Source organism: Methylibium sp., from assembly GCF_013817365.1.
In the GTDB taxonomy this organism is placed as follows: domain Bacteria; phylum Pseudomonadota; class Gammaproteobacteria; order Burkholderiales; family Burkholderiaceae_C; genus Methylibium.
Genome location: NZ_JACDCU010000009.1, coordinates 1 through 21,650, shown reverse-complemented (window position 1 = coordinate 21,650; position 21,650 = coordinate 1). Strand labels below are relative to the sequence as shown.

The following is a 21,650-nucleotide window of genomic DNA, read 5'->3' as shown; positions in this document are numbered from 1 at the left end:
GAGAACAATCATATGAATCGCATCGGCATGATGGTGGCGGGCGTGCTGCTCGCTTTGATGGTGGCCTCGTCGACCTTGTTTCTGGTTGATCAACGGCAATTCGCGGTGCTTTATGCGCTGGGCGAGATCAAGGAGGTCATCACCCAGCCCGGCCTCAAATTCAAACTGCCGCCGCCGTTCCAGAACGTCGTGTTCCTCGACCGGCGCATTCAAAGCCTCGACAGCCCTGAGACGAGGCCGGTGTTCACCGCAGAAAAGACCACCCTGGTAATCGATTGGCTCATCAAGTGGCGCATCACCGATCCGCGCCAGTTCATCCGCACCAATGGTGCTGACGTGCGCAATGCCGAAGCACGTTTGGCGCCGATCGTGCAGGCCGCGCTCAACGAAGAAGTCACCAAGGTCACGGTGCGCCAGATGCTTTCAAGCCGGCGCGACGCTGTGACGCAGGGTGTGATCCGCCGCGTCGAGAATGATGCCAAGAACTTCGGTATCGAGATCGTGGACTTGCGCATCAAGCGGGTCGACTTCGTTGCCAGCATCACCGACGCGGTTTACCGACGCATGGAGTCAGAGCGCAAGCAAGTGGCCAACGCGACGCGCTCCACCGGCCAGGCCGAAGGCGAGCAGATCCGCGCCAACGCCGACCGGCAGCGCGAAGTGATCGTTGCCGAGGCCTATCGCGATGCGCAGAAGATCAAAGGCGAGGGCGACGCGAGTGCTTCGGCCCTGTATGCCGATGCATTCGGCCGCGATCCGGCGTTTGCGCAGTTCTACCGACAGCTCGATGCCTATCGTTCGAGCTTCCGCAACAAGACCGACGTGATGGTGCTCGAGCCGACCAGCGAGTTTTTCCGTGGCATGCGCGGCACCGGCGGCACCAGCGGTACCGCGCCAGTGCCGGCGGCACCCGCACGGACGAAGTGAGCAGGCGGCTCGGCGCGGCATGTGGGACACGCTCCTCATTGCACTCGCATTGATGTTGGTGTTCGAAGGCTTGCTGCCCTTTCTCGGCCCGCAGCGCTGGCGCAAGCTGTTCGAGCAGGCGACCCGCCTGAGCGACGGCCAGTTGCGCTTCCTGGGCTTGTCGAGCATGCTCATCGGCATGCTGCTTTTGTTGCTGCTCACCGGCTGAGCGCGCCCTGCTGAGGCCGGTCGCACACAAGGGCGCCGGTACAATGCGTTTTTAATTCCCAGGCCATTTCATGACGTCTGCTTGGCTGCTGCCCGAGCACATTGCCGACGTGCTGCCCAGCGAGGCGCGGCGCGTCGAGGAGCTTCGACGCAGCGTGCTCGACACCGCCAGGCGCTACGGCCACGAACTGGTGATTCCGCCGCTGCTCGAGCATCTGGAATCGCTGCTTTCCGGCACCGGCCACGAGCTCGACCTGCGCACCTTCAAGCTGGTCGATCAGCTCAGCGGCCGCATGCTCGGTCTGCGCGCCGACACCACGCCGCAGGTCGCTCGCATCGACGCTCACTTGCTCAACCGCCACGGTGTCACCCGGCTTTGCTACTGTGGGCCGGTGGCTCACACGCTCCCTGCTGGTCTGCAGACCAGCCGAGAGCCATTGCAGTTCGGCGCGGAGGTATACGGGCACGCGGGCCTGGAGGCCGACCTCGAAGTGCAGGACCTGGCGCTCGACAGCCTGGCTGCCTGCGGTGTCGGCGGACTGATGCTCGATCTGGCCGACGCGCGCATCGTCCGCGGGCTGCTTGAAAGTGTGGCTTGCGACGCGGCCCGTTCCCAAGCCGTTTATGCCGCGCTGGCTGCCAAGGACGCCTCGGCCCTGGGCCGACTGGGCGCCGATTTTCCGGACGAAACGCGACGTGGGCTGCTCGCTCTGACGTCGCTTTATGGCGCTGCCGACGTGCTGGATGCGGCCGAGGCGGCCTTGCCGAAGCGCCCGCTGATCAGCGCCGCCCTGCACGACCTTCGCTGCCTGGCCGCGCATGCCGCGCTGGCGCATCCGGAGGTGACGGTCGGTTTCGATCTGGCGGATCTGAGCGGCTACGCCTACTACAGCGGCGCGCGCTTCGCGGTCTATGCCAAGGGCTCGAGCGACGCACTGGTGCGCGGCGGGCGCTATGACGAAGTCGGCGCGGTGTTCGGGCGCAACCGCCCGGCGGTTGGTTTCAGCGCGATTGACCTCAAGGAGTGGGTCCGCCATGCAGGCGCCACCGGCCGACGAGCCGCCATCCGTGCGCCCTGGAGCGAAGATCAAACGCTTCGCTCTGCGGTACGGGCACTTCGCGCGCAAGGCGAGACGGTCGTGTGCATGCTGCCCGGCCACGAGCACGAGACGCTCGAGTTCGCCTGTGACCGCGAAATCGTCGCAGTGGGCGGCGAGTGGCAGGTGCGCGTTCTGTGAACGCGGCAAGAGACGAACGACAGATGCAGGACGAGAAGATGCAAGCAAGCAAGCCCGGCCGTGATGTGCCGCGCGGGGCCGGCCGCAACGTGGTTGTGGTCGGCACGCAGTGGGGCGACGAGGGCAAGGGCAAGGTAGTCGACTGGCTGACCGATCATGCGAGCGCCGTGGTGCGTTTTCAAGGCGGGCACAACGCCGGCCACACACTGGTGATCAAAGGAAAGAAGACGGCGCTGCAGCTGATTCCTTCCGGCGTCATGCGCGATGGCGTCGCTTGCTACATCGGCAACGGCGTGGTGGTCGATCCGACGCATCTTCTGGCCGAGATCGAGCGGCTCGAGGCGGCGGGCGTCGAGGTGCGTTCGCGACTCTTCATCAGCGAATCGTGCCCGTTGATCTTGCCTTTCCACGTGCAGCTCGATCAGGCGCGCGAATCGTTGCGCGAGACCTCCGGTGCCGGCAAGATCGGCACCACCGGCAAGGGCATCGGCCCGGCCTACGAGGACAAGGTCGCCCGGCGCGCGCTGCGCGTGCAAGACCTCAAGCACCCGGTGCGTTTCGCCGAGAAGCTCCGCGAACTGCTCGACTTGCACAACTTCGTGCTGCAGGGCTTCTTGGGCGCGAGCCCGCTCGAGTTCCAGCCGATCTTCGACAACGCGATGAAGATGGCGGAGCAGATGAAGCCCATGCTCGCCGACGTGGGCGTGCTCATCCGCCAGACGCACCTAGCCGGCGGCAGCGTGCTGTTCGAAGGGGCGCAGGGCACGCTGCTCGACATCGATCACGGCACCTACCCTTACGTGACTTCTAGCAACTGCGTGGCCGGAAACGCCGCGGCTGGCTCGGGCGTCGGGCCGGACCAGTTGCACTACATCCTGGGCATCACCAAGGCCTACACCACGCGCGTGGGCAGCGGACCGTTTCCGACCGAGCTGCCGATGGACGAACCGGGCACGGTCGGCCATCATCTTTCCACCGTGGGTCAGGAGCGCGGCACCGTGACTGGCCGCGCTCGCCGCTGCGGCTGGCTCGACGGGGCGGCGATGAAGCGCTCCGTGTTGATCAACGGCATTTCGGGTCTGTGCATCACCAAGCTCGACGTGCTCGACGGGCTCGAAGAGATCAAGATGTGCGTCGGCTACGAGATGAACGGCCGGCGTATCGACATCCTGCCGCTCGATGCCGACGAAATCATTGCCTGCCGGCCGGTCTATGAAAGCTTTCCCGGATGGGCGTGCAGCACCGTCGGCATGACCCGTTGGGACGATCTGCCGCCGGGTGCGCAGCACTACCTCGAACAGGTGCAGGCCTTCATCGGTGCGCCGATCGACATGGTGTCCACCGGGCCGGACCGAGAGCACACCATTCTTCTGCGCCATCCGTATCACGGTTGAAGCCGCTGGCATCACCAACCACCTCACGCGCATGCTCACTGACGACGGCAAGAACCTCTACGTTTCCTGGGACGAGTACCACATGCTGATCGAGCGGTTGGCGCTCAAGGTGCATAACTCGGGCTGGGCTTTCGACCAGATCCTGTGCCTGGCGCGCGGCGGCATGCGGCCCGGCGACATCCTCTCGCGTGTGTTCGACAAGCCGCTCGCCATCATGTCGACGAGCTCCTACCGTGCCGAGGCCGGTACGTTGCAGGGCCGGCTCGAACTCGCCAAGTACATTACCCTTCCGAAGGGGGAGTTGGCCGGACGGGTCTTGTTGGTCGACGATCTGGCCGACTCCGGCGTCACCCTCAAGGCGGTGGTTGATCGGCTGCGTTGCACACCAGACATCAGCGAGCTCAGGTCCGCGGTGATCTGGGTCAAGGGCGCGTCCAATTACACGCCGGACTATTACGTCGAGTCTTTGCCGACGAGCCCGTGGATTCACCAGCCCTTCGAGGAATACGACACTTTGCGGCCCGACCGATTGGCGCGAAAGTTTGCAATTTGAGGACAGGGCAAGTCTTGTTCTTCGTGTTCAACAAGGCGCTGGCACGAAATTCAACACGAGCGCCTGCACGACTCCGAAACTACCTTGTATCCATATGCCCAGCACTGCTCGCCTACGCAAAAGGCCAGCGCATTGCGCTGGCCTTTTATGATTTTGGTGCCCAGGAAGGGACTCGAACCCCCACGAAGTTACTCGCTAGTACCTGAAACTAGTGCGTCTACCAATTCCGCCACCTGGGCCGTGTACCGAAGCCGGAGATTTTAGCATCAAGCAAGAAGACAAAACAAGCAGCGCCGTGCTCGGCGCGGCACTGATGAGCGAGGTTTCAGGCATGGTCCAGGGCCATCGCGACGGCCACGGTTTCGTGCAGCGCGACGATGGGGAAGCCGACATTTACCTGTCGCCCCAGGAGATGCGCGCGGTGCTGCACCGCGACCGCATTCGCGTGCGCGTGATCCGCTACGACCGCAAGGGTCGGCCCGAAGGTCGCGTACTTGAAATCATCGAACGCAAGAAGGCGCCGATCATCGGCCGGCTGCTGCACGAGAGCGGCATCTGGCTGGTCGCGCCGGAAGACAAGCGCTACGGCCAGGACATCATGATCCCGAAGAACGGCATTGCCACGGCGACTGTCGGACAGGTGGTCGCGGTCGAGTTGACCGAGCCGCCGTCGATGCATTCGCAGCCCCTGGGTCGCGTGACCGAAGTACTCGGCGAGATCGACGACCCCGGCATGGAGATCGAGATCGCCGTGCGCAAGTACGAAGTGCCGCACCGCTTCTCTGCCGAGACCATGGCGCAGACGGCCAAGCTGCCCGACAAACTGCGCTCTGTCGACAAGAAGAATCGCGTCGATCTGACCGATGTGGCGCTGGTCACTATCGACGGCGAAGACGCACGCGACTTCGATGACGCGGTCTATTGCGAGCCGGCGACTCTCGGCCGCAGTTCCGAGGAGGGGCAGCTGGACGGCTGGCGATTGCTCGTGGCAATCGCTGACGTGAGCCACTACGTCAAACCTAGCGAGCCGCTCGACGACGACGCCTACGAGCGCGCCACAAGCGTCTACTTCCCGCGCCGCGTGATCCCAATGTTGCCGGAGAAGCTTTCCAACGGACTGTGCTCTCTCAACCCGCACGAAGACCGCCTGGCAATGGTGTGCGACATGTTGGTCGATGCCGCCGGCGAAATTCACGCCTACCAGTTTTTTCCGGCGGTGATCAACTCGCAGGCTCGCCTGACCTACAACGAGGTCGCGGCGGTCCTCACCAACACCCGCGGGCCCGAGGCGCACAAGCGGAGCGAGCTGGTGCCGCACCTTCTGCACCTGCACGAGGTCTACCGTGCGCTGCTCAAGGCGCGTGCTGCGCGTGGCGCGGTCGATTTCGAGACCGTCGAGACGCAGATCGTCTGCGACGACGTCGGCCGCATCGAGAAGATCGTGCCGCGCACGCGCAACGACGCCCACCGATTGATCGAAGAGGCGATGCTGGCCGCCAACGTGTGCTCGGCCGATTTCATCGAAGGCAGCAAGCACCCGTCGTTGTACCGCGTGCATGAAGGGCCGACGCCGGAGAAAAAGCTCACTCTGCAGACCTACCTGCGCGCGCTGGGCCTGGGTCTGTCCATCGGCGACGATCCTAAGCCAGCCGAATTCCAGGCTATCGCACAGGCCACGAAGGACCGGCCCGATGCGACGCAGATCCATTCGATGTTGCTGCGCGCGATGCAGCAGGCGATCTACACCCCGCTCAACAGCGGCCATTTCGGCCTGGCCTACGAGGCCTACACCCACTTCACCAGCCCGATACGCCGCTATCCCGATCTGCTGGTGCACCGCGTGATCAAGTCGCTTCTCAGCGGCAAGCGCTATCACCTTCAGGTGACCGAACTGGCCACCTCGGCGGTTCATAGTCGCAAGCCAAGACCGACGATGGCATCGAAGGCGGCCGCCCTGGCTCAGCTGAACGCACCGGCCAAGGTGCCGACTGCGGAGGCGCTGGCCTGGGAAGCGGCCGGCGCGCACTGCAGCGCAAACGAGCGTCGCGCCGACGAAGCCTCGCGCGACGTCGAGGCGTGGCTCAAATGCAAATTCATGCGCGAGCATCTCGGCGAAGAGTTCGGCGGCAGCGTCACCGCCGTCACGACCTTCGGTTTGTTCGTGACGCTGGACGAGTTGTTCGTCGAAGGCCTGGTGCACATCACCGAATTGGGTGGCGAGTATTTCCGCTTCGACGAAGCTCGCCAGGAATTGCGCGGCGAACGCACCGGCGTGCGCTACGTGGTGGGCACGCGCGTACGAGTGCAGGTCAGCCGCGTCGATCTCGACGGCCGCCGCATCGATTTCCGACTGGTCGGTGAAGCCGGCATTGGCGCCGGCATGCGCAGCGGACGCGACAAGGCTGCCGCTTCCGTCGTCGAAGAGCTGAAGGGCGTGCAGAACGTCGATCGCGAGCACAAGCGCGCTACCAAGAAGGCGGCCCTGCCTCGCGCCGGCAAGAAGCCGAAAGTGCCGGCATTGGAAAGTAGGACCGATACCGCTCCTGGTGTGGCGGTCCGCGCCAAACGCGAACCCAAGTGAACGCGCGGCTGAGCCCTGCGGTACGCGCCTCGCGCGACCGGCTCAGCCGCTTCGCAACGTGCGAAGTTCGCGGACCAGTTCACTCGCGTTCAGCGCGCCGGCGTGCCGCTTCGTTGCGCGCCAACGGTCTGCCGCCGCGCCGTGACTGTGCACGCCCAAGCAGGCCGCATCGAAAGGCTTCAGGCCCTGCGCCCACAGTCCGCCGATCCAGCCCGCCAGCACGTCACCGGTGCCTGGACTCGCGAGGGCGGCATTGCCGCTGGCGTTGATCCAGGGCGTCTGGTTCGGCGCGGCGATCACACTACCCGAGCCTTTCAGCACGACGATGGCGCCAAGGTGTTCGGCGATTCGCCGGGCTGCCGCAAGGCGGTCGGCTTGGACTACCGCGGTGCTGCAGCCGAGCAGCCGCGCCGCTTCGAGCGGGTGGGGTGTCAGCACGGTGGGCCGTCCGCGCGCGGCGCGTGCCGCAAGCAGCGGCGTAAAAGTGGCGGCGTCGCCGGCCAGTGCATTCAAGGCGTCGGCGTCGAGCACCAGCCGCCCGGCGCGTGAGACGAGCAAGGGCAGCAGTGCGCGTACGGCCTCGCCGCCTCCGCAGCCACACACGACGGTTGCGGTCTCGAGCCCACCCGACTCGGCCTGCAAGCGCTTCGCCGGATGCACCATCAACTCCGGATGCAGGATGTCGACGACAGGTGCTTGTTTATCCAGCGGCAACCAGTGCACGCGACCGGCGCCAGCTACGAGCGCAGCACGTGCCGCCAGCATTGCAGCGCCCGTCATGTCAGAGGCGCCACCAATGACCCAGACATCGCCGAAGCTGCCCTTGTGCTGCGCGTGATGGCGCGCTGGCCAGAGGTGCTCGGTGTCGGTCAGCAGGCCTGCAACAGGCGGGTCGCCAGGGCCGCTCACACCCAACCCGTCGAACCAGATCTCGCCCGCCTGGTCGCGCCCCGCTGCAGTGAAAAGGCCCGGCTTCAGAGCGAGCAAGCTCAGCGTCCACTGCGCCCGCACGCAGCTCGTTTCGGCATGAACGACTCCGTGGTCGCCATCGAGCCCGGACGGCAGATCGATCGCGAGCACCGGCGCATGCATGGCATTGAGTGAGCTGATGGCCTCGAGCGCCCAGCCCGTGGGCGCGCGCGCGAGGCCGAGGCCGAACAGTGCATCGAGTGCCAGGTCGCCGGCCTGCAGGTCGGGCGCCTTCGCGTCGGCACGAAGGGTCAGCCCGGCTGCGTGCGCCCGCGCCAATGCAGCCTGCGCATCGGCAGGCCGTGCGGTCTGCAGTTCGAGGCTTACGATCACTTCCCTGCCGGCGCGGGCCAGATGCACCGCAGCCTCCAGGCCATCGCCGCCGTTGTTGCCGGGCCCAGCGGCGACCCAGATGCGCCGGGCATGTGGTGCGACGGCAAGCGCCAGTCGCGCGACGGCGAGTCCGGCACGTTGCATCAGCGCTTGCGGCGGCAAGGCCTGCTGAGCCGCTAGTTCCTGCGTCCGGATCGCGGCGGCGTCGTGCAGCGGCCAGCCGAGGCCCGCCGTCGCGGCGGGTCCGCTCAGGACACGCCGGGGAGCCCGCCCGTTGGCGTCCACGTCAACCTTTCGTGTAACGCCGCAAATCGAAGGCGGCTGTATCGAGCGCCGGCGCACGCCCCGCAATCTGGTCGGCGAGCACGCGAGCGCTACCACAGGCCAGCGCACCGCCGCTGCTGCCATGCCCCAGGTTGAGCCAGACGCCTGGGCGCGGGCTGGCGCCGATCAACGGCTGCCCGTCGGGCAGCAGCGCTCGCGTGCCTTTCCACAGCTGCGGCCGTGCCAGGTGAGCGCAGCCCGGGAACCAGTCGCCGAGCAGCGCATACAGCCGGTCAATCGCCGCAGGGCGATGGCGCTCGGGCGAGCCAGCGAGTTCCGCGCCGCAGGCCACGCGCACCCGTTGGCCGAGGCGGGTGATGACGGCCTGGTAGTGCGCGTCGACAACGGCAGCGCGCGGCCCGCGCTCGGGCGCGCGCAGTGCGGCGGTGAGCGAATAGCCGTGCACGGGCAGCAGCGGCACGTGCAAGCCGAGTACCGAAAGCCATTGCGCAGACGCGGCGCCGGCAGCGATCACCACCGCGTCAAAGTTTTCTTCGGACACCGGATCGAGGTAGCGTGCGGCGGCACGGGAGCGGCGTGCCAGTGGCGTCGGCACGCCGGTCTCGCCCCGCGCTGTGACGTGGCTGACCGCGAAGCCGGTGGTCAATGCCAGCTGTTCAAGGCGCAGTAGCACGCCGGCTCCGTCGCCCGGCACCAACTCGCGCGCCACGCTGCCGAACCGGAACTCGACTCCGCAGCGTTCCGCTGCATTGCGCAGCAAGTGAGCGAACTGGCGGTTGTTGCCGGCGCTATCGCCGGGCAAATGCAGCCCTCCAGCGAGCCGCTGGTCCCGATTGAGGCCGGGCTCCATCGCTTGGCAGGCCGTCGCGTCGAGCTCGCACACGCCGATGCCAAGCTCGCGTAGCGCTGCCAGGCTGGGCTGGACCCGCGCCACGTCGGCTTCACTGCGCAAAAGAACCAACGAGCCTTGCGTGTGCTCGTCGTCGAGCCGCAGATGGGTGCGCAACTCGGCCTGTCGTTCGCTGCTGTAGCGGGCAAGGCGCAGCAGGTCGGCCTCGCGCTCGCTGCGGATCGCAGCCTTGCCGGCCCGCCAGGAGCGCCACAGCCAGCGCCGGCGCTGGCCATCGAACGGGGCTTTCAGCGTGTTGAGCAGGGTCTGTCGCGCCAACAGCGCTGTCGATCCGCCGCCGGGCAGGCCCGGCGCGGCCCAGGGCACCACCGCGCCGGCTCCGGCAAGGCCGGAATGCGCGAAGCTCGCTTCGGAAGCAACGCCGCTGCGGCGTTCAATCACGGTCACCGCATGACCGTCCTGAGCGAGCTCATAGGCGGTCGCGATACCGACGATGCCGGCACCTATCACGGCAATCTTCATGCTTCAGCCTGCGTCACCACAGCCGTCGTGACATCGAGCAGGCCGGCAGCGTGCAGCATTGCGGAGCCCGAATTGCAGGTCGAGATTGTCGGGATCGGAAACGATTTCGCCGACGCCGGCCGACGGGTCGCGGCTCATCGGACTGCTATACTTCGCGGGTTTTTCCGGGACACGCCTGCGCCTGACATAAATGCAGTATCAGGCCCGCCAGCGGTTCTGGCACGAACAAGATAGCAATTCGCAAACCCGGTCGCCAAAAGGTGTTGCATGGTGCACATGACGCGGTGAATAGCCGCCCATCTGCTTGCAATTCTGGCCGGATTTCAGACACAACCTTTGGAGCTTCAATGTCCCTCACCATGCGTGAAATGCTCGAAGCGGGCGTCCATTTCGGACACCAGACCCGCTTCTGGAATCCCAAGATGGCCCCATTCATCTTTGGCCACCGCAACAAGATCCACATCATCAACCTCGAGAAGACGCTGCCGCTCTTCCAGGATGCGATGAAGTTCACTCGCCAGCTCGCCGCCAAGCGCGGAACGATCATGATGGTGGGCACGAAGCGTCAAGCGCGCGAGGTGGTCGCGATGGAGGCCAAACGCGCCGGCATGCCGTATGTCGACCAGCGCTGGCTCGGCGGCATGCTCACCAACTTCAAGACCGTCAAGGGTTCCTTGAAGAAGCTGAAAGAAATGCAGGTCCAGCAAGAAGCTGGCCTGGAGTCGATGAGCAAGAAGGAAGGCCTGCTGTTCGCGCGCGGCCTGGCCAAGCTGGAGAAGGACATCGGCGGCATTCAGGACATGAATGCACTGCCCGACGCCATGTTCGTTATCGACGTCGGCTACCACAAGATCGCGATTGCCGAAGCGCAAAAGCTCGGCATTCCCATCGTCGGCGTGGTCGACTCGAACCATTCACCCGAGGGGATTGACTACGTGATCCCCGGCAACGACGACTCGGCCAAGGCCGTGGCGCTGTATGCCCGGGCGCTGGCCGATGCTGTGCTCGAAGGCAAGGCGAATGCGATCAACGAGGTCGCGACAGCAGTGCAGAGCACGGACGAGTTCGTGGAAGTCAGCGACCCGGCCTGAGCCGCGCGCTCGCGCCCCGCGCATTCGACCAGGGGCTGCTACAGCCCCTTTTTTTGGCTGATCCAGCCACTTTCCCGAGATTACGGGGCATCGCCGAGCGGCGGTTGCCTCACCGACTGGAGAACGCGATGTCCGCAATCACCGCCAGCATGGTCGCCGCCCTGCGTGCCAAGACCGATGCCCCGATGATGGAGTGCAAGAAGGCCCTGACCGAAGCAGAGGGCGACATGGACAAGGCCGAAGAGCTGTTGAGAGTCAAACTCGGGAGCAAGGCCAGCAAGGCCGCCTCGCGCGTGACTGCCGAAGGCATCGTCGCCGCGTACATCGACACGGCGAGTGAGAAGAACGAAGGCGCGCTGATCGAGCTCAACTGCGAAACCGACTTTGTTTCCAAGAACGACGATTTCCTCGCCTTCGGCAAACGCCTCGCCGAGATGGTGGCCACACGAGCGCCCGCCGACGTAGCGGCGCTGTCCGCTCTCGACATCGACGGCGTGACGGTCGAGGCGACGCGCTCCACGCTGATCGGCAAGATCGGCGAGAACATCTCGATCCGCCGCTTCAAGCGCTTTTCGGGCGGCGGCAAGCTGGTCAGCTACCTGCACGGCACGCGCATCGGTGTGATGGTCGAGTACGGCGGCGACGACGTGGCCGCCAAGGACGTGGCCATGCACGTGGCGGCGATGAAGCCGGTGGCGCTTTCGTCGAGCGAAGTGCCTGCCGAGCTGATCGAGAAAGAGCGCAGCGTGGCTGCCGGCAAGGCCGCCGAAGATGCGAAGGTCGCCGAAGCCGCCGGCAAACCGGTGCAATCGGCCGAGATCGTGGTTAAGCGCATCGAGGGCTCGGTGCAGAAGTACCTGAAGGAGGTCTCGCTGTTCAACCAGGCCTTCGTCAAGAACGACAAGCAGACGGTGGAGCAGATGCTCAAGGAACGGGCCACGACGATCAAGAGCTTCACGATGTACGTGGTGGGCGAAGGCATCGAAAGGCGAACGGACGACTTCGCCGCCGAAGTGGCCGCCCAGATCGCGGCCGCGAAGGGCGCGTAAGCCCCCGCAGCAGCCCCGGTCCGCGCACGCCGGGTTCGAGGCTTCCCCTAAACTGCGACCCGCCCCGGCGCCCGCCCGCGAGCCGCTCATCCAGGAGACTTTTTCATGCCGGCGTACAAGCGCATCCTGCTCAAGCTGTCCGGCGAAGCCTTGATGGGCGACGACGCCTATGGCATCAACCGAGCCACGATCGTGCGCATGGTGCGTGAGGTGCAGGAAGTAACGAAGCTTGGCGTGGAAGTCGCGGTGGTGATCGGCGGCGGCAACATCTTTCGCGGCGTGGCGGGCGGCGCCGTCGGCATGGACCGCGCGACCGCCGACTACATGGGCATGCTCGCCACGGTGATGAACTCGCTGGCGCTGGCCGACACGATGCGCCAAGAGGGCATGACGGCCCGGGTCATGTCGGCGATCAGCATCGAGCAGGTGGTCGAGCCGTATGTGCGGCCCAAGGCGCTGCAGTACCTGGAAGAAGGCAAGGTGGTCATCTTCGCCGCCGGCACCGGCAACCCCTTCTTCACCACCGACACGGCGGCGGCGCTGCGTGGCGCCGAGATCGGCGCGCACATCGTGCTCAAGGCGACCAAGGTGGACGGTGTCTACAGCGCCGACCCCAAGAAAGACCCCGAAGCCACGCGTTACAGCCGCATCAGCTTCGACGAGGCGATCAGTAAGAACCTGCAGGTGATGGACGCGACGGCCTTCGCACTGTGCCGTGACCAGAAACTGCCGATCAAGGTGTTTTCCATCTTCAAGCCGGGCGCGCTGGGGCGCGTGGTGGCCGGCGAAGACGAAGGCACGCTGGTCCACGTTTGATTTGTTTTCAGGAACAAGCGATGAGCATTGCAGACGTCAAGTCAACTTTCGAGCAGAAGACCGCCAAGTCGATCGAAGCGCTGAAGGCCGAGTTGCAGAAGATCCGCACCGGCCGCGCGCACCCGGGCATCCTCGATCAGGTGCACGTCGACTATTACGGCTCGATGGTGCCGATCAGCCAGGTCGCCAACGTCACCCTGCTCGACGCGCGCACGATCAGCGTTCAGCCCTGGGAAAAAGGTTTCGCCGGCAAGATCGAGCGCGCCATCCGCGAGTCGCACCTCGGCCTGAACCCCTCGTCGCAGGGTGACCTGCTGCGCGTGCCCATGCCGGCACTGACCGAGGAGCGCCGCAAGGAGCTGACGAAGGTGGTGCGGGGCGCCGGCGAAGACGCCAAGATCGCCGTGCGCAACTTGCGCCGCGAGGCCAACGAGCAGGCCAAGAGGCTGCTCAAGGACAAGACGATCAGCGAAGACGAGGAACGCCGTTCGCTCGACGAGGTGCAGAAAGCCACCGACCGCACCATCGCCGAGATCGACCGGCTGGTTCACGGCAAGGAAGCCGAGATCCTCGCGATCTGAGCCTCGTGCCGCGAAGCTTATGAGTACCGCCATCCCCCGCCACGTCGCCATCGTGATGGACGGCAACGGGCGCTGGGCCAACAAGCGCTTCATGCCGCGCTTCGTCGGCCACAAGCAGGGCGTCGATGCGTTGGTGCGCACCGTCAAGGCCTGCGCCGACCGCGGCATCGAGTACGTGACCGTGTTCGCCTTCTCCAGCGAGAACTGGAAGCGGCCGGAAGAAGAGGTGTCAGGCCTGATGGGCTTGGTGTTGGTGGCGGTTTCAAAATACCTTGCCAAGCTGGCCAGCGAAGGCGTGCGCATCCGCATCGTCGGCGACCGCGAGGCGGTCTCGAGCCAGGTGCGCGCCGCCTGGGACGAAACCGAGCGCCGTACGGAGCACAACGAGCGCATCACGCTGTCAGTGGCATTCAACTACGGCGGCCGCTGGGACGTGGTGCAGGCCTGCCGCCGCGCCATCGAAGTCGGTGTGCCGGCGCATGAACTCACCGAGGCAAGACTGGGCGAATTCATGGCGCTGAGCCATGCGCCCGACCCGGACCTCTTCATCCGCACCGGCGGCGAAGTGCGCATTTCCAATTTCCTGCTTTGGCAAGTCGCGTATTCCGAACTCCACTTCACGGATTGCCTCTGGCCCGATTTCGGCGACGCCGAACTCGATGCGGCCATCGCCACCTTCGCCGCGCGCGACCGGCGTTTCGGCGGGGTGAAGACGGCCTTGGTCCCGCTCACGGCGGACACGCGCTCTGCGGCCTGACATGGCGGCCTTCTTGTGCCTTCGGTGCTGCTGCCCTAGGACAGGGCGCTCAGACTTGTCTGGGCGGCCCTGCAGGGCCTGAGGCATCCGTCGATGCTCAAGCAGCGCATCATCACCGCCGTGCTGCTCCTGGTGCTGTTGCTGCCGGCGCTGTTCGCGCGGGCGCTCTGGCCGTTCGCGCTGTTGTCGCTCGCGATGGTCGGCGTGGCCGGCTGGGAGTGGGGGCGATTGAATCGCCTGGCTTCGCCGGCCGCCGTGGCGCTCGGCGCCGCCGTGGTGTTCGCTGGCGTGCTCAGCTACGCCGCCGGTTGGGTCGCTGCCACGCCGCCACTCTTATGGTGGCTGGCCATGGTGGCCTGGGTGCTCGGTGGCACCTGGGTTCTGGCGCGCGGTGTGTCCGGCTGGTCGTTGATTGCGGCGCCGCTGCGCTGGGCCGTGGGTTGCGTGCTGCTGTGGGCGGCTTGGTTGGCGCTGACGCAGGCCAAGGCGGTCGGTGTGAACTTTTTGCTGTCGGTCTTCACCCTGGTCTGGGCGGCCGATGTCGCGGCCTACTTCGGCGGCCGTGCTCTTGGTCGGCGCAAGCTGGCGCCGGCGATCAGCCCTGGCAAGAGTTGGGAGGGCGTGTGGAGCGGCATGGCCGGCGTGCTGCTGCTGGCCGGGGCATGGATCGCCTTCGACCGTGCGGTCGCTCCGGAGTCGGCCAGTGTGTTCAGCGTGTTGCTTGAGCGGCTCGGCGTCGTCGGCCTGCTGGTTTCGCTGCTGTTCCTGGCCGCGTTGAGTGTGGTCGGCGATCTGTTCGAATCGCTGGTCAAGCGCAGTGCCGGGGCCAAGGACAGCAGCGCGTTGCTCCCGGGGCACGGCGGCGTGCTAGACCGCGTCGATGCGTTGCTGCCGGTGTTTCCGCTGGCCCTGGCGCTGTGTTCGGTGCAGGTGCCGGCATGAACGCCGCGAAAGACTGGCCCTGCGGAGGGGGAATCGAAGCGATGCGCATGGTGGCTGCCTGCCGTGCTGCCCTTGGCCCACTCGGCCGTGAGGCGGCGGCATGAAGCGCCAGAAGGTCTGCGTGCTTGGCGCGACCGGCTCGATCGGCGTGAACACGCTCGACACGATCGCTCGCCATCCTGAGCGCTACGAGGTGTTCGCGCTGAGTGCTCACAGCCGGGTCGAGGAGTTCGCGCTGCAGTGCCTGCGCTGGAAGCCGCGGCTGGCGGTGATGACCGACGCTGCGGCGGCGTGCGCCTTGCGTAAGCGGCTGACCGGTACCGGTACCGAGGTGCTCGATGGCGAAGCGGCGCTGGCCGAGGTGGCGGCACATCCGGAAGTGGATGCCGTGATGGCGGCGATCGTCGGCGCCGCCGGCCTCGCGCCCTGCCTAGCCGCGGCACGGTCCGGCAAGCGGCTGTTGCTGGCCAACAAGGAAGCGCTGGTGGTCGGCGGCTCGCTCTTCATGCGCGCGGTGGAGGAGGGCGGCGCGACCTTGCTGCCGATCGACAGCGAGCATTCGGCCATCTTCCAGTGTCTGCCGGAGGAACGCACCAGTTGGGCGGCGCGCATCGATCACATCGTGCTCACCGCTTCGGGCGGACCGTTCCGCGGCCGTGACCCCGTCAGCCTGCGCGACGTGACGCCCGACGAAGCCTGTGCGCACCCGAACTGGGTCATGGGCCGCAAGATATCGGTCGATTCAGCCACCATGATGAACAAGGCGCTCGAGGTCATCGAGGCACGCTGGCTGTTCGACTTGGCGCCCGAGCAGATCAAGGTCGTTATCCATCCTCAGAGCATCATTCATTCGATGGTGGTGTACCGCGACCGGTCGGTGCTCGCCCAACTCGGCACGCCGGACATGCGCGTGCCGATTGCCTACGGTTTGGCGTGGCCCGAACGCATGGAGTCCGGCGCCGAGGCGCTCGATTTCACCCGGCTTGCCGCGCTCACTTTCGAGCCGGCCGATGCCGGGCGCTACCCCGGCCTGCAGCTCGCCTGGGCGGCGCTGCGCGGTCCGGCCGGTAGCACCGCGGTGCTCAATGCCGCCAATGAAGTGGCGGTCGCCGCGTTCCTCGCTGGAACGATCCGCTTCGACCAGATTCACAGTTGCAATGCGCACACCATCGAACAAACGCCGCTTGGTGCCGGCCCGGTGGATTCGCTGGCGGGACTGTTGGCGCTCGACGCTGAAGCCCGCGCTGTCGCGCAGCAGCATGTGAGGACCCTTGCATGATCACCGTGCTCGCTTTTCTGTTCACCTTGGCCGTGTTGATCGTCGTTCATGAGTACGGCCACTACCGCGTCGCGGTGGCCTGCAACGTGAAAGTGCTGCGCTTTTCGGTCGGCTTCGGCCGCGTGCTGTTGCGCCGACAGCGCGGCGACACAGAGTTCGTGCTTTCGGCCTTGCCGCTCGGCGGCTACGTGAAAATGCTCGACGAGCGCGAAGGCGAGGTGCCTCCCGCCGAGCGCGCCCGCGCCTTCAACAACCGCCCCCTGTGGCAGCGTTCTTCCATCGTCGCCGCCGGACCGGCCGCCAATCTCCTGCTCGCCGTGCTGCTCTACGCCGCTTCGCACTGGGTCGGCCTCGTCGAGCCGAAGGCGGTGCTCGGTGCGCCCGTGGCCGGCAGCCTGGCCGAGCGGGCCGGCCTCAGCGCCGGCGACTGGGTGCGCGCGGTAGAGCGCGAAGGCAGTGCGCCCGGTGAAGATGCGCCGCGACCTGTTCGTTCGCTCAGCGATCTGCGCTGGCAGCTGACCGAAGCGGCGCTCGATGGCGAGCACTTGTTGCTGCATGTCAGCGACGCCGACGGCCGCAGTGAGCGCCGCCTGCGCCTGCCGCTCGATGGCATCGACACCCGCGAAGTAGACGGCGACCTGATGCGCCGCATCGGCTTGGGCAGCGCCTACAGCGAAGCCGTGCTCGGCAAACTGGTCGTGGGCGGCCCGGCCGAGCGGGCCGGCTTGCGCGAGGGCGACCGGGTGTTGGCGGTCGACGGTATGCGGATCGAAGACGCGGCGCGGCTGCGCGAGACGATCCGCGCTTCGGTTGCGGACGGCGCAGCGCGCCCGATGAGCTGGCAGATCGAGCGCAACGACGAGCGGTTGACGTTGGGTGTGACGCCATCGCTCGCCCAAGACGGCGGCCAGCCGATCGCCCGCATCGAGGCTTACGTGGGTGCGCCGCCCGAGACGGTGACCGTGCGCTATGGCGTGGTCGACGGGTTGCTTGAAGGGGCGCGCCGCACCTGGGAAGTTTCTGTGCTCAGCCTTCGCATGCTCGGCAAGATGCTGATCGGCGAGGCCTCTCTCAAGAACCTCAGCGGACCGCTCACGATCGCAGACTACGCCGGCCAGTCGGCTCAACTCGGCGTTGCCTACTACTTGGGCTTCCTGGCCCTGGTCAGCGTGAGCCTCGGTGTACTCAATCTGCTCCCGCTGCCGATGCTCGACGGCGGGCACCTCATGTATCATCTTTTCGAAGGGGTGACAGGGCGGCCGGTTTCCGATGCGTGGCTCGACCGCCTGCAGCGTGGAGGGCTTGCCATCATGCTCGCGATGATGTCCCTCGCCCTCTACAACGACGTCGCCCGCCTGCTGGGCCTGACCTGACCGCATGTCCCCTTTTCGAGCTCTTGCTGCGGCCACTGCGTTCGCATCCGCCACCCGCCCATTCGCCTCGCGCTACTTCCGTCCCACGCTTCTCGCAGCCGCTCTGGCATTGGCGATGCATGCCACGACCGCGCTGGCCGTCGAGCCCTTCGTGCTCAAGGACATCCGCGTCGAAGGCCTGCAGCGCACCGACGCCGGCACCATCTTCGGCGCGCTGCCGTTTCGCATCGGCGACACCTACACCGACGACAAGGGCTCGGCCGCGCTGCGCTCGCTGTTCGCGACGGGACTGTTCACCGACGTGCGGCTGGAGATCGACGGCGCCGTCATCGTCGTGGTGGTCGAGGAGCGGTCGATCATCTCGAGCGTGGAGTTCGTCGGCCTCAAGGAGTTCGACAAGGACGCGCTGTCCAAGTCGCTGAAGGACGTGGGCATCGGCGAAGGCCAGCCTTTCGACCGCGCGCTGGCCGATCGCGCCGAGCAGGAATTGAAGCGCCAGTACCTTACGCGCAGCCTTTACGGTGCCGAGGTGGTGACGACCATCACGCCGGTCGGCCGCAACCGGGTGAACGTGACCTTCACCGTCAGCGAAGGGGAAGTCGCCAAGATCGGCGAGATCCGCATCGTCGGCAACAAGGCCTTTTCGGAGAGCACGCTGCTTGATCAGTTCGAGCTGTCCACCGGTGGCTGGCTGACCTGGTACACCAAGACCGACCGCTATTCGCGGACCAAGCTCAACGCCGATCTCGAGTCGCTCCGGGCCTACTACCTGAACCGCGGCTATCTGGAGTTCAGCGTCGATTCCACCCAGGTCGCGATCTCGCCCGACAAGCAGAGCATCTCGATCGCCGTCAACCTCACCGAGGGTCAGCCTTACACCGTCACCGGGGTGACGCTCGAGGGGGACTACCTCGGCAGGGAAGACGAATTCAAGTCGCTGGTGTCGATCGAACCGGGCGAGCCCTATCAGGCCGAGGCGGTGGCCGAGACGACTCGCCGTTTCAACGAGTTCTACGGCAACTTCGGCTATGCCTTCGCACGCATCGAGCCGCGCACCGATATCGACCGCGCCACTGGCCGCGTCGCGGTGGTGCTGGTTGGGGAGCCGAGCCGACGGGTCTATGTGCGCCGCGTCAACGTGGCGGGCAACGCACGCACGCGCGATGAGGTGGTACGCCGCGAATTCCGCCAGCTCGAGTCCTCCTGGTACGACGGCCGGCGCATCAAGCTCTCGCGCGACCGTGTCGACCGCCTGGGATATTTCAGCGAAGTCAACATCGAAACCGCCGAGGTGCCCGGTGCGCTCGACCAAGTGGACATCACGGCGGAAGTGACCGAGAAGCCGACTGGCAATCTGCAGCTCGGCGCGGGCTTTTCCAGCGCCGACAAGGTGTCGCTGACCGCCGGCATCCGCCAGGAGAACATCTTCGGCAGCGGCAACTACCTGGGTCTGGAGTTCAATACCAGCAAGTACAACCGTAGTCTGGTCGTCAGCACGGTCAATCCGTACTTCACGATCGACGGCATCTCGCGTGCGATCGATGTCTTCTACCGCACCGCGCGCCCCATCAACAGCCAGGGCTCCGACTACGAGTTGATCACGCCCGGCATGGCGATCCGCTTCGGTGTGCCGTTCAGCGAGCTCGACACGGTGTTCTTCGGCATCGGCTGGGAGCGTACCGAAATCAAAGCCGGCGCGTCCATTCCGAACAGCTATTTTCTCTACCGCGAGCAGTTCGGTGACACCAGCGATAGCCTGCCGCTCACGCTCGGCTGGCAGCGCGATGGCCGTGACAGTGCGCTGGTGCCCACCCAAGGCCGCTATCAACGCCTCAGCGCCGAATGGAGCGTGGCGCTCGACACGCGCTACCTGCGCACGAACTATCAGATCCAGCAGTGGGTTCCGTTCACCAAGCGCTACACCTTGGGCCTGAACGCCGAAATCGGCTACGGCAAGGGCTTCAGCGATCGGCCCTACCCGATTTTCAAGAACTTCTACGGCGGCGGGCTGGGTTCGGTGCGCGGCTTCGATCAGGGATCGCTCGGGCCGGTGGATGTGACGGGCGCCTACATCGGCGGCAATCGGCGGATGAATATCAATGCCGAGTTCTACGTGCCGATGCCGGGCTCGGGCAACGACCGGACGCTGCGCTTGTTCGGCTATGTGGACGCCGGCAACGTCTGGGGCGAAAACGAGAGCATCGAGCTCGACAGCCTGCGCGCTGCGGCCGGTATCGGCCTGTCCTGGATCTCTCCGGTCGGACCGCTGAAGCTTAGCTACGGCCAGCCTTTCAGGAAGTTCTCGCAAGATAGAATTCAGAAGTTTCAATTCCAGATCGGGACCGCGTTTTGATGAAGAACTTTTCGATCAACGCCGTGCTCGTTGCGGCCGCGCTCGCTGCCAGTGCATCGGTTGCGCAGGCCCAGGAACTGAAGATCGGCTATGTGAACAGCGAGCGCGTGCTGCGCGATGCTGCGCCGGCCAAGGCTGCCCAGGCCAAGCTGGTGGCCGAGTTCTCCAAGCGCGAACGCGAACTGGCCGACACGGCTACCAAGCTCAAGGCATCGTCTGACCAGCTCGAAAGGGATGCCCCGACCCTGGCGGAGAGCGAGCGGTCGCGGCGCCAGCGCGATCTGGTAGAGCAGGACCGCGAGTTTCAGCGCAAGCGCCGCGAGTTTCAGGAAGACCTGAATCAGCGCAAGAACGAAGAACTGACCGGTGTGGTCGAGCGCGCCAACAAGGTCATCAAGCAGATCTTCGAGACGGAAAAGTACGACCTCATCTTGCAAGAAGCTGTGTTCGCCGGGCCGCGCATCGACATCACCGACAAGGTGATCAAGTCGCTCGACAACGGCGCGGCGGCCAAGTGAGGCCTGCGGCCGCACGGTGAGCGAAGCGGTCGCGCTCGGCGAGATCGTCGCGGCGCTCGGCGGCGAGTTGCTCGGCGCGGCCGAACTGACGGTCTCTCGCATCGGGCCGCTGCAAGAAGCGACACCCGCAACGCTGGCCTTCCTGGCCAATTCGCGCTACCAATCTCAGCTCGCCGGCAGTCGTGCCGGCTGCGTGATCGTCGCTCCCGCATTGCGCGAGCAGGCCTTGGCTCGAGGTGCCGCGATCGTCACGCCCGACCCCTATCTCTACTTCGCCCGGCTCACCCAGTGGTGGGCCGAACGCGTGCGGCCTCGCGCGACAACGGGGGTGCATCCAAGTGCGGTCGTGGACGACACAGCCGTGCTCGGTGCCGGCGTCAGCATCGGTGCGCTGGTCGTGGTTGAAGCCGGGGCGCGAATCGGCGAGGGCGCCGTGATCGGCGCGCAGTGCTTCATCGGGCGCAACGCCTGCATCGGCGCGGGGACCCGGCTGCATGCGCGCGTCACGCTGCACTTCGATTGCCGGATCGGCGCTCGCGGCATCGTGCACAGCGGCGTGGTGATCGGTGCCGACGGCTTCGGCTTCGCGCCGAGCACTGAGGGCTACGTGAAGATCGAGCAGCTCGGTGCAGTGGTCATCGGCGACGACGTCGAGATCGGTGCCAACACCTGCATCGACCGCGGGGCGCTCGATGACACGGTGATCGAAGACGGTGTCAAGCTCGACAACCTGATCCAGATCGCCCACAACGTTCACATCGGCCGCGGCAGCGCAATGGCGGGCTGTTCGGCGGTGGCCGGCAGCACGCGCATCGGCGCGCGTTGCACTGTTGGCGGCGGCGCCGGCATCCTCGGCCACCTGAACATCACTGATGACGTGCACATCTCGGCGCAAAGTACGGTCAGCCGCTCGATCACTCGCCCTGGCACCTACACCGGCTTCTTTCCGCTCGATGACAATCGCGCCTGGGAGAAGAACGCGGCCACGCTGCGGCAGCTGCACGCGCTGCGCGAGCGGGTCCGTGTTCTGGA

The 21,650-nt window shown here is 65.9% G+C and carries 19 protein-coding genes and 1 tRNA gene; 17 read left to right on the top strand and 3 right to left on the bottom strand.

Annotated features, from left to right (window positions below):
• Window positions 1-12: 12 nt before the first annotated feature.
• From hflC to H0W38_RS01510, 5 genes are all read left to right on the top strand, one after another.
• Window positions 13-927: a protease modulator HflC gene (hflC, locus tag H0W38_RS01530; RefSeq protein ID WP_292450752.1), complete on the top strand. Its 915-nt coding sequence runs from the start codon at window positions 13-15 to the stop codon at window positions 925-927.
• Between the two features lie 19 nt (window positions 928-946).
• A complete protein-coding gene (locus tag H0W38_RS01525; protein ID WP_292450751.1) occupies window positions 947-1,135 on the top strand; it encodes a DUF2065 domain-containing protein in 189 nt (62 codons plus the stop codon).
• Window positions 1,136-1,205: 70 nt separating this feature from the next.
• Window positions 1,206-2,372 carry an ATP phosphoribosyltransferase regulatory subunit gene (locus H0W38_RS01520; RefSeq protein ID WP_292450750.1) on the top strand — a complete coding sequence of 389 codons (1,167 nt, stop codon included), beginning with the start codon at window positions 1,206-1,208 and terminating at the stop codon, window positions 2,370-2,372.
• A 38-nt stretch (window positions 2,373-2,410) separates the two neighbouring features.
• Entirely contained in the window at window positions 2,411-3,766 is a 1,356-nt protein-coding gene (locus tag H0W38_RS01515; RefSeq protein WP_292450749.1) for an adenylosuccinate synthase, read from the top strand.
• A gap of 31 nt (window positions 3,767-3,797) precedes the next feature.
• Window positions 3,798-4,319 (top strand): phosphoribosyltransferase, encoded by a 522-nt coding sequence (locus tag H0W38_RS01510; protein WP_292445579.1) that lies wholly within the window; start codon window positions 3,798-3,800, stop codon window positions 4,317-4,319.
• A 154-nt stretch (window positions 4,320-4,473) separates the two neighbouring features.
• On the opposite strand, the gene H0W38_RS01505 is transcribed toward H0W38_RS01510, so the two are convergent.
• Window positions 4,474-4,558, bottom strand: a tRNA-Leu gene (locus tag H0W38_RS01505).
• 56 nt (window positions 4,559-4,614) lie between these two features.
• Between H0W38_RS01505 and rnr the strand changes: the two genes are divergently transcribed.
• Window positions 4,615-6,900 carry a ribonuclease R gene (gene rnr / locus H0W38_RS01500; protein ID WP_292450748.1) on the top strand — a complete coding sequence of 762 codons (2,286 nt, stop codon included), beginning with the start codon at window positions 4,615-4,617 and terminating at the stop codon, window positions 6,898-6,900.
• A 42-nt stretch (window positions 6,901-6,942) separates the two neighbouring features.
• Here the strand turns inward: rnr and H0W38_RS01495 are convergent, their stop codons facing one another.
• Both H0W38_RS01495 and H0W38_RS01490 read right to left on the bottom strand, forming a co-directional pair.
• A complete protein-coding gene (locus H0W38_RS01495; RefSeq protein WP_292450747.1) occupies window positions 6,943-8,487 on the bottom strand; it encodes an NAD(P)H-hydrate dehydratase in 1,545 nt (514 codons plus the stop codon).
• A gap of 1 nt (window position 8,488) precedes the next feature.
• Entirely contained in the window at window positions 8,489-9,859 is a 1,371-nt protein-coding gene (locus H0W38_RS01490) for an FAD-dependent oxidoreductase (protein WP_292450746.1), read from the bottom strand.
• Between the two features lie 347 nt (window positions 9,860-10,206).
• Between H0W38_RS01490 and rpsB the strand changes: the two genes are divergently transcribed.
• From rpsB to lpxD, 11 genes are all read left to right on the top strand, one after another.
• A complete protein-coding gene (gene rpsB, locus H0W38_RS01485) occupies window positions 10,207-10,950 on the top strand; it encodes a 30S ribosomal protein S2 (RefSeq protein WP_292450760.1) in 744 nt (247 codons plus the stop codon).
• Between the two features lie 128 nt (window positions 10,951-11,078).
• Entirely contained in the window at window positions 11,079-11,999 is a 921-nt protein-coding gene (gene tsf / locus H0W38_RS01480) for a translation elongation factor Ts (RefSeq protein ID WP_292450745.1), read from the top strand.
• Window positions 12,000-12,104: 105 nt separating this feature from the next.
• Window positions 12,105-12,815: a UMP kinase gene (gene pyrH / locus H0W38_RS01475; RefSeq protein WP_292450744.1), complete on the top strand. Its 711-nt coding sequence runs from the start codon at window positions 12,105-12,107 to the stop codon at window positions 12,813-12,815.
• Between the two features lie 20 nt (window positions 12,816-12,835).
• Window positions 12,836-13,396, top strand: a complete 561-nt coding sequence (gene frr / locus H0W38_RS01470; protein ID WP_292450743.1) for a ribosome recycling factor — start codon at window positions 12,836-12,838, stop codon at window positions 13,394-13,396.
• A 19-nt stretch (window positions 13,397-13,415) separates the two neighbouring features.
• A complete protein-coding gene (uppS, locus tag H0W38_RS01465; RefSeq protein ID WP_292450742.1) occupies window positions 13,416-14,153 on the top strand; it encodes a polyprenyl diphosphate synthase in 738 nt (245 codons plus the stop codon).
• A 93-nt stretch (window positions 14,154-14,246) separates the two neighbouring features.
• A complete protein-coding gene (locus H0W38_RS01460; protein WP_292450741.1) occupies window positions 14,247-15,095 on the top strand; it encodes a phosphatidate cytidylyltransferase in 849 nt (282 codons plus the stop codon).
• Window positions 15,096-15,195: 100 nt separating this feature from the next.
• Window positions 15,196-16,374 (top strand): 1-deoxy-D-xylulose-5-phosphate reductoisomerase, encoded by a 1,179-nt coding sequence (ispC, locus tag H0W38_RS01455; RefSeq protein WP_292450740.1) that lies wholly within the window; start codon window positions 15,196-15,198, stop codon window positions 16,372-16,374.
• A complete protein-coding gene (rseP, locus tag H0W38_RS01450; protein ID WP_292450739.1) occupies window positions 16,371-17,747 on the top strand; it encodes an RIP metalloprotease RseP in 1,377 nt (458 codons plus the stop codon). The genes ispC and rseP overlap by 4 nt, the downstream gene beginning before the upstream one ends.
• A gap of 115 nt (window positions 17,748-17,862) precedes the next feature.
• On the top strand, window positions 17,863-20,100 hold the full coding sequence (bamA, locus tag H0W38_RS01445; RefSeq protein WP_292450738.1) for an outer membrane protein assembly factor BamA: 2,238 nt from the start codon (window positions 17,863-17,865) through the stop codon (window positions 20,098-20,100).
• The gene (locus H0W38_RS01440; protein WP_292450737.1) at window positions 20,100-20,618 is read left to right on the top strand and encodes an OmpH family outer membrane protein; all 519 of its coding nucleotides are present in this window, start codon (window positions 20,100-20,102) and stop codon (window positions 20,616-20,618) included. The genes bamA and H0W38_RS01440 overlap by 1 nt, the downstream gene beginning before the upstream one ends.
• A gap of 16 nt (window positions 20,619-20,634) precedes the next feature.
• The coding region (gene lpxD / locus H0W38_RS01435; protein WP_292450736.1) for a UDP-3-O-(3-hydroxymyristoyl)glucosamine N-acyltransferase at window positions 20,635-21,650 on the top strand (1,016 nt) is incomplete at its 3' end.